Source organism: Rhodopirellula sp. UBA1907, from assembly GCF_002337565.1.
GTDB lineage: Bacteria > Planctomycetota > Planctomycetia > Pirellulales > Pirellulaceae > Rhodopirellula > Rhodopirellula europaea.
This window is the reverse complement of record NZ_DDGH01000048.1, coordinates 226,690-231,577: the sequence shown is the minus strand read 5'-3', so window position 1 is coordinate 231,577 and position 4,888 is coordinate 226,690. Positions and strand designations below refer to the sequence as shown.

Genomic DNA, 4,888 nt, shown 5'->3' with positions numbered 1-4,888 from the left:
AAAAACAACACAGCCGCTCCCCCCAGACTGCCCACCATCCCCGAAAGCACGAGACCCGTTCGAGTATGTCATTTCGCAAATTTCTCGCGACCCCAACCCCACGCGTTTTCACGGGTTTGCTCGCTCTGTGCCTGACGGTGTCGCTGACGCCGCAGACAGTGTCGGCACAAGAAAAGGACTCCGTCGCCGCCAAGAAGTCGGACGACTCCAAATCCGAGGACAAACCGGCCCAGGAAAAGGCCGAAAAGAAGGCTGAGGACGCCTCCAAAGACGCCAAGGAAGTGAAGGCGTCGGAGAAGAAAGCCGACAAAGCGGCAGACGCCCCAAAAGAAGAGGCGACGGAAGAATCCAAAGAACAACCGTCCGAGCCCAAACCAGATCCGGCCTGGGTCGAAAAGGGTGTCTGGACCTTGCCACCCACCGATGGCCCAGCCTCCGTCGATTACAAATTGATCGGTGAATACGCCGGCGACGTTTCGATTCAAACCGAGGCCGCCAACCAACGTTTCGGAATTCAAATTCGTGCCCTCGGTTCGGGTGAGTTCGAAGCCCTCGCCTACGAAGGTGGACTTCCCGGCGATGAGAAATTCAACGAGGCAACGCAACTCCGTTTGATCGGCCGCCGCAACGGAGAGACGCTGGTTCTGTCCGGTGGACCATGGGCATTGTTTGCTGGTCCCGAGAAATGTCGCTTGATCAATTTCGACGGTGACTCACTCGGTGAATTGCCTCGCGTGATTCGAACCAGCTCCACCATGGGTGCGCAACCGCCTAAGGAAGCACTCGTGCTCTTCAACGGCGAGAACACGGATCAATTCACAAAGGCTCGGATCACCGACGAAGGCTTGCTCGCTCACGGTGCCAACGTCAATTGGTTGCTCAACGATTTTGACCTACACTTGGAATTCCGCATTCCTCACATGCCAGGCAAACAAGGTCAACAACGCGGCAACAGTGGCATCTATTTGCAGAGCCGATACGAGTGTCAGATTCTTGATTCGTTTGGTACCGAACGAGTCTTCAATGGCCTGGGTGCTCTTTATCGATTCAAGCCACCACGTTTGAACATGGCTTTCCCACCACTCACATGGCAAACCTATGACATCCGCTTCACCGCCGCACGATTCGGCGCCGACGGCAAGAAGCTGCGTCCCGCTCACGTGACCTCGTGGGTCAATGGCGTGAAGGTCCAAGACAACGTCGCGTTGCCAGGTCCAACCGGCGCCGGCAAAGCCGAGGAAGCTCTTCCATTGCCGACTCTGTTGCAAGATCACTCCGACCCCGTCCGATTCCGCAACGTTTGGGTACTGGACCGAGGGATCGCAGCAAGCGACTCGTTCCCTCCGAAGTCTCAGGAAGAGTAGTCGAACGCGCCACTAGCCAAGTGCGGTGGGTAAGAACTCCAGCCAGTGGGCGAGGGGACGAGTCGCTAAAACATGGTGTGAATGGATGTGCTGCATGCTTGACGACGGCCCCGTCCGGGGCGACGTTGTCATATTCACCAATGGTCTCGGGGCTTCCGCCCCGAGCTAAAAACGAGGGCTCCTCCGGAGCCGTGCATGCCAAACCGCCCCGGAAGGGGCCGTCATCAATAGCTCGGGGTGGAAGCCCCGAGACCCTCGCACCTAAGCAGTTATGCCGTCCCTGGATCAATTTCGAAAACGAGTGCTGACCGACAGCTTGTTTTCACCCTGCGGGTTGGCCGACGTGATCGAACGTCTCGGTTTCGTCCAAGCCGATCCGATTCGTTGCCCAGCACGAGCTCAGGATCTGATCCTCCGACATCGTGTCAAAAACTATCGTGCGGGAGACCTGGAACGCCACTACCCGGATCTCGATTTGGAGGAATGCTATCTGTACGCCTACGGATTCCTCTCAAAAGATCTTTGGCGAATCGTGCACCCCAAAACGGAGAAGAAACTGACCGCCGAACATCGCAAAACGCTCGATGTGATTCGGCAACACGGCCCGATGCATTCCAAAGACTTGGAATCGCATGTCGGTGGCGAACGCGTCAAAAACTACTGGGGCGGATTCTCTCGGTCGGCGAAAATGGCCATGGAGTCACTGCACAATCGCGGTGCTCTACGAGTCGCCAACCGGAACAATGGCATCCGCGTTTATGAAGTGGCCGATGAGATTGAACCAACGCGGCCCCCAGAGGAACGGCTGCAAGAAATCATGCTCGCAACGCTGCAAGCGATGGGCGCGACGACACGTCGATTTCTGCTCAGCGAACTGTCTCACTTCAAATACTTGGTCGAAAGTGTCGCCGATCGACGAAGGTGCCTGCAAGGATTGATCGACGCTGGTCGAATACGCGTCGACACGATCGACGAGGTCGAATACTTGTCGCTGGACTCCGGACGGCGCGGAAGGATGAAAACGGATATCGTTCGCATTCTTGCACCGTTCGATCCGGTCGTTCGAGACCGAACCCGATTCGAGCACCTTTGGAATTGGACCTACCGCTTCGAAGCCTACACGCCCAAGCACAAACGCAAACTAGGTTACTATGCCATGCCGGTTCTCTGGCGAGACCAAATCATTGGTTGGGCAAACGCTGTCGTGGAAGCAGGAGGTTTAAAAGTTGACTTTGGTTATATCGATCGCCGTCCAAAGGAGCGAACCTTCCGTCTAGCCGCAGAGTCGGAAGTCAATCGACTGTCGGAATTTCTAGGACTCGATCAAAGCATCCAGGAAGTAACACTTGGCTAAAGTCAGAATCATTTTTGAGCGAACCGATTGAATGAGTGCGACCCCTTATCAAACGCCGTCAACTCCACCGCCGGAATCGGAGCCAACCGCTCCTCCTGCAATCGCCAGAAATGAATGCCCGCTTTGCCGGACAACGAACGAAATCGGCTCCGTATTGTTCTCATTGCAATACGAATGCAAAGGTTGCGGAGCTCGAATGTTCGTCGAGATGCCGAAAGGACATGAATGGATTCGCTCTCTCATTGTCGCCACACTATCGTTCAGCCTCTTGGCCCCCGCGTTGTTCGGTCGATTCGAAATTGGCTATTTCTTTCCGATAGTATTTATCGGCATGTTGTCCGCTGGCTTAATCGCCCGCTACAAGTTTGGCGTGCTAAGCGTCTATCGCGGAGGCTGGTATCAAAGACCAGTGAAACGAAAGTCACTGCCGATACCAACCGAGAAAGAGCGACGCACCGAAGAGTCGCTGAAAACGGAGTTGAAAGGTTCCGAAGAACGCTGAGTTGCAATTCATGTCACGTCACGCCCGACGTGTTCAGTCAAAGCACAACTCAAGGCAATGAGCTGACGCGACGGCCTCGCTTTCTCGCGACCACTGCGAATGCAATCAGTCCCGCGACCACGGAACAACTGCACGCGACCACACCGGCTGTCGAAAGTCCGCTCACCCACCCGTCGTTCCCGTCACTCGGCTATCCAACCAACGCTGGAAAGAAGTGGGTTTGACTCAGCCTTCTTCCGCCACTCAGCCTGGGTGCTGCCTCCGATCGACACCTCGACGTCGCCTGTTGCGATGCCGAGAAGTTCAGGCAGATCGAGCACCCGGCTGACGTTCAACAAATCCGGTGAATCTCGATTGGATGTCGGAAGATCCAACAGTTTCAAATTGGCAATGGAGTCCGACCAAACGGAAGCATGCAACGCGATGAACGCCGAATCGCTCTTTCCACTCAATGTCCATGGACCGGCCAATGCCAAGTCATCTCGAAGTCCACTCAGTGCTTTCAAGGCGCTGACGACGTCGTAAATTTGCATACCGGCAACAGTTTGTCCCAACAGCATGAAACGGCGACGAATGTGTGTTCTCTCTCGCTCATCACGCGACCATTCGGTCGGGCCAACTCCGCGAGGTGCGATCAAGACCGTCGGACGCCCCGAGTCGATCATCTCGTTCCAAACATCCTGAGAAGGCTGCACGTTCGGATAACGTTGCGGGGCGACAACCGCCAGGCCGGACGCAGCTCGTTCCCAACTCGCTTGATCCAACACAACCACATCGACGGGCGAACCTGCCGTGGCTGGCTCCTTTGGTGAAGTATCGCTCTCCGCTTTGGCTGGATGCACGACGATCAATGGCAGGACATATGGGTCTTGGCTCGTGTACTGTGCAAAGGTGACCTCAGCATCGTCGCGTTTGAGTTGCTCGACCACTTCCAACGTTTGTTCTATTGAAACATCATCCGGCCAACCCGCGAACGTCATTTCACGAAGTTGTTCTTTCCAATGTTCACTCAACGTTGCCAGCTCTTCAGGTGTTGATGACGTTTTCTCAAGTGTTGCTTTGGGAACAAAGGTTTCGTGAATCGTTGTCACGCGTTCGTCCTCCGGCAGTTCATCAAACACCTGCAGCTGTTTGGTGTCGAAGAGTTTGGTCGCCACGGTGTCGACCAGTGACTCATCTTTTTTCAGATGGCGATTCATCCATCGAAACGCATGAATGCGTAGCTCTTGAGTGTCACTATGCGGACCGGAAGTGATCTGCAAACCGAGGTCTTCCTCCGCTCCATAAAGCTCGTAAATTTTTCGCACCTTGGCGTGGACGTCCACGACACCTTCCAACGGAAAGATCGAATCGCGGTCGGAGTTGGAGATCAGCAACGGTCGTGGAGCAACCAACGCGGCGACCATCGGGAAATCCCAGCGATATCTGTTGACCATGTACATGCAATCGCAGTGCCCACTGACGCAGCCATCGACCACATGGTTGTGCAGACTGGTAATCCCAGCCACCGGCACCGCCGCTCGGATACGTTCGTCAATCGCGGCCACCCACCATGAATAGGCTCCGCCGCCACTTCGCCCCGTCACACCAATCCGATCGGGATCGACGTCGGCTCGAGCTTGCAGCACATCGATCGCCCGCGTGCTGTTCCAGGCTTCGACGCCCGCC

4 protein-coding genes are annotated in these 4,888 nt (G+C 55.6%); 3 read left to right on the top strand and 1 reads right to left on the bottom strand.

Annotated features, from left to right (window positions below; genetic code table 11):
• The first annotated feature begins 65 nt into the window (after positions 1-65).
• The 3 genes from B2R17_RS10790 (at position 66) to B2R17_RS10780 (ending at position 3,220) form a co-directional block, all read left to right on the top strand.
• The gene (locus B2R17_RS10790) at positions 66-1,364 is read left to right on the top strand and encodes a 3-keto-disaccharide hydrolase (RefSeq protein WP_286763983.1); all 1,299 of its coding nucleotides are present in this window, start codon (positions 66-68) and stop codon (positions 1,362-1,364) included.
• Positions 1,365-1,665: 301 nt separating this feature from the next.
• Positions 1,666-2,718 (top strand): DNA glycosylase AlkZ-like family protein, encoded by a 1,053-nt coding sequence (locus B2R17_RS10785; RefSeq protein ID WP_286763982.1) that lies wholly within the window; start codon positions 1,666-1,668, stop codon positions 2,716-2,718.
• Between the two features lie 31 nt (positions 2,719-2,749).
• Entirely contained in the window at positions 2,750-3,220 is a 471-nt protein-coding gene (locus B2R17_RS10780; protein WP_286763981.1) for a hypothetical protein, read from the top strand.
• A 182-nt stretch (positions 3,221-3,402) separates the two neighbouring features.
• Here the strand turns inward: B2R17_RS10780 and B2R17_RS10775 are convergent.
• Positions 3,403-4,888 (bottom strand): alpha/beta hydrolase family protein (locus B2R17_RS10775; protein ID WP_286763980.1); only part of this gene is annotated, 1,486 nt, incomplete at its 5' end.

Bases quoted from the DNA above. Each gene is read 5' to 3' on its own strand.
- B2R17_RS10790 (WP_286763983.1), top strand. From the start codon at position 66: ATGTCATTTCGCAAATTTCTCGCGACCCCAACCCCACGCGTTTTCACG.
- B2R17_RS10780 (WP_286763981.1), top strand. From the start codon at position 2,750: ATGAGTGCGACCCCTTATCAAACGCCGTCAACTCCACCGCCGGAATCG.